This is a genomic window from Polaromonas sp. P1_E3, from assembly GCF_056405935.1.
The window spans coordinates 1-3,133 of the sequence record NZ_JBFUBD010000320.1 but is presented as its reverse complement, the minus strand read 5'-3'; the positions used below and the strand labels follow the sequence as shown (position 1 = coordinate 3,133).

General features: G+C 49.7%; 2 protein-coding genes. Both read left to right on the top strand.

From position 1 onward, the window contains the following. On the top strand, positions 1-1,529 hold a 1,529-nt coding region (locus tag AC1D0Z_RS18515; RefSeq protein ID WP_477659661.1), incomplete at its 5' end, for a DEAD/DEAH box helicase. Next, positions 1,526-2,983 carry a hypothetical protein gene (locus AC1D0Z_RS18510; protein WP_477659660.1) on the top strand — a complete coding sequence of 486 codons (1,458 nt, stop codon included), beginning with the start codon at positions 1,526-1,528 and terminating at the stop codon, positions 2,981-2,983. The genes AC1D0Z_RS18515 and AC1D0Z_RS18510, both read left to right, overlap by 4 nt. Positions 2,984-3,133: the final 150 nt, after the last annotated feature.

Below are 3,133 nucleotides of genomic sequence, written 5' to 3'. Positions count from 1 at the left end.
GTACTGGCACCGTTCAGGCGGTGCGCATTGGACATGAAGACGACGAGAGAATTGCAGCAAGTACCAAAGGCCTGCTGGTAGAGAACAAGCTCCTCCAGCTGAGAAAGTCTGCCCTAGCAAGTGGTCGCATCTTCATCGAAAAGTGGGCTACCGATAGGGGAGTCAAGATCAGCAATACGCGAATGGCGCTGGCTCTTGAACGCCGCGCTGGGCTGCTTGAGAGAATGGAGTATGTGCAAAACAGAGCAGAAGAGCTTGGAGTCGCACTGTCTGAAGATAGAAGAAAATCACTGGAAGCTGCTGAGTTGGCGGATCTAGATGACCAATTGAACGGATTTTTAGTTGAGGGAGAAGCCTTGAGTCGCGACCTACGCGAATCACTAGCCGAACTACGGAAGTATGAATCCGATACCGAGACCTTAAGACACCTTTCTTCGACTTCAGTTACGGAGCTCAGAAGTTGGGCAGACACATACGCACCGCCCACCGTTGAGGGTGGACAACTAAGAAAATTGTTATCCGCGCATGCCGATTGGGAAGCACGATTCGGTAGAAGTCGCGAGTTTCGTGCAGCGTTAATTGCCTCATCACAAGTAGTCGCAGGGACCTGTCTTGGCGTAATGGGCATTCCCGGAAAGGCGGATATTACGTACGACCTGTGCATTGTCGACGAGGCATCAATTGCAACGCCTACTGAAGTACTTGTTCCGATGTCGCGAGCGCGTCGAACAGTACTTGTCGGGGACAGGAAGCAGTTGTCCCCGTTTCAAGATCCCGCACTTAAATCCTCTGGACTCCTGGAACGATTCCATCTAAAACCTGAGGACCAACGAGCAACGCTCTTTAACCTTCTCAGCGATGGMTTACCAGCCGCATTAAGGAAAACACTTTCTACTCAGCATCGGATGACTCCCGCTATAGGGGACATGATCTCTGAGTGCTTCTACGACAAAGAGCTGAAGAGTGTTGAGCGGCCTCACATCGGGTACCTTCAAACAGTTATGTCGCGTTCTGTTTCATGGTTTTCGACAAGTCGAATGCACCGTAAAAGTTCTCGGACTATAGGTACATCGCACTACAACGATCTCGAAGTACAACTAGTAATAAAACTACTGGGGAAAATTGACTTCACCATGAAGCACGGGAAAGGAAAAGGGAAACAAATTTCGGTGGCCGTGCTGACCGGATACGGTGAACAGAAAAAGCGTTTGATCTCGGCCATAGACACGCGACGGCATGAGTGGGTTAGTTTTTCCAGTGTCTACATCAACGTAGTTGACGCGTTCCAAGGACGTGAAGCCGATATGGTAATTTTCTCTGTGACACGCTCTGATGCAAAGGGGTTAGGGTTCCTCAGAGAGATGGAGCGGATAAACGTAGCACTTTCGCGTGGAAAGGAATGGCTAGCAATCATCGGTGACCACCAGTTCTGTCAAGAGGCAGAAGACGCGAGTAATCCCTTGAAGGATGTTCTGGATTACATCCGTGGAAATCCCGAATCTTGCATTCTTGAGGAGCTTTCAGAATGAACCTTGAAGCAATACTCGAACAGACCTCGCATGCGAGGCCTGGATATGCGCTTGTAGCCTTTAAAGAGGCGGCACTTCCGATATTCCTGCTTACCGCTCGCGTATTGACAGTGGAGAAGAAGCCGCTAAGTCCAATAGAGGAAGCCTGCTTACGGGCGATGGACGCCGGCCTAGATTCACCCGAAGATMTTTCCGAGTTCCTTGGATTGTCTCGGGCCGTGCTAACGGGCACATTTGCAGCCTTGAATTCGCGAGAATGCATAAGCTATACACGAGCAGTGGGCACCGCGGTTGCAAAAGTGATACTGACCGACAAAGGAAAGTTAGCTCTTATTGAGGCAAAGACGGTCGTTCCGCAAGAGCGCTTAGTCAAGCTGGCATATGACCCGTATTTGAAGCGCGTCGCCTTTATCTCCACAAATTCGTTGTTCAAACCCCGAGACGTACGAGACGCCGGTTGGCTAGAAATTCCTCTCGCTGGGGCAAAGCGACCTGAGGTCGAGGATATTTCCATTCAGGAGCTTGACAGAGTCATTCAGCGACTACGAGCTCGAGATGAGGAAACAAGCGAACTGCTTTCGCTACGGAGGATCGAGCGAAGAGAGATGCATTTTTTACCTTGTCTACTTATTTTCTATAAATCCCTTCAGGGTAAAGATATTCAAGTTGCGTTTTATCAAGACGAGGGCTTTTCCCTAGATCATGAGAATGCCTTTAGAAACTTAGGCGGCCCGGAACTTGTCGGTTCGAAAAATGTAATGCTGCCCGCTGAGTTGCCTGACGTAGGCAAGATATTTGGGGCTGTAGATATGCAGGCGGAGTTTCGAGAGCTAGAAAGTACAACGCAGTTTAAAGCCGTGGAAAAGCATGCTTCGCCACCAGAAAATAGAATCAACGCTGCCGTACCGAGACCTCTACAACGAGCCATGACTCAGCGACTAGTGAGATGTCATGAGCATCCGGGACTGCTGACGAAGGCATTGACTACATCAACGCGCCGATTGCTCATCATTTCGCCTTGGATTACTGATCAAGTTGTCAATCTGCCGTTCTATAGATCACTGGAGACGTTGCTGAGAAATGGCGTAGAAGTACACATCGGATACGGTCTTGAAGAGAATGCGACTGGCCGTGGGGAGAAGAAACCGAAGCAAAAGTCTTCTCCTGCGACAGTTGCTCTTCGTGAACTAGAAAAAATTCAGCATCGCTTTTCTAACTTTTCCTTTCAGTTCATAGGCAATACGCACCGAAAGCACTTGGTCTGCGACGACAAATTCGCTGTTGTTTCTAGCTTTAATTGGCTTTCATTCCGCGGTGATCCAAAACGAAAGGCTCGGGACGAGCTCGGCTTTTTAGTTACCGAGCCGGACGACGTTGAGCGCCTATTTAAGGACGGGATCTCTCTATTAAAACAAGGCTATGACCACCCAGCGTCTGTCGAACATCGGTCCTGAAACTGTGTTCACCTTATGGTATGAACAAACATAGCTGTTACTCCGCGTAGCCCTCCTTGTCAGAAACGGGCTTCCGCCACGCCTTTCTCGCAGGATTTCCTCTACTGTCAAACCCCGCTACAACCGCTGCCAGTTGGTCCTCAGCCACTG